Here is a 283-nt window from a genome sequence, read left to right on the forward strand (position 1 = left end):
GTCTCAGTACGATTTCCCAGGCGACGACACGCCAGTAATCCGTGGTTCTGCTCTGAAAGCACTGGAAGGTGATGCAGAGTGGGAAGCAAAAATCATCGAACTGGCAGAAGCCCTGGACAGCTACATCCCAGAACCAGAGCGTGCTATTGACCAGCCATTCCTGCTGCCAATCGAAGACGTATTCTCTATTTCAGGCCGTGGTACTGTAGTTACCGGTCGTGTAGAGCGCGGTATCGTAAAAGTGGGTGAAGAAGTTGAAATCGTGGGTATCAAAGATACAGCG

At 50.9% G+C, this 283-nt stretch carries 1 pseudogene; it reads left to right on the forward strand.

Annotated features, from left to right (window positions below):
- Window positions 1–283: pseudogene (gene tuf / locus ABR397_RS25600) on the forward strand (elongation factor Tu); the annotation flags it as partial.

This window comes from Photorhabdus viridis, from assembly GCF_040256935.1.
Lineage (GTDB): Bacteria > Pseudomonadota > Gammaproteobacteria > Enterobacterales > Enterobacteriaceae > Photorhabdus > Photorhabdus viridis.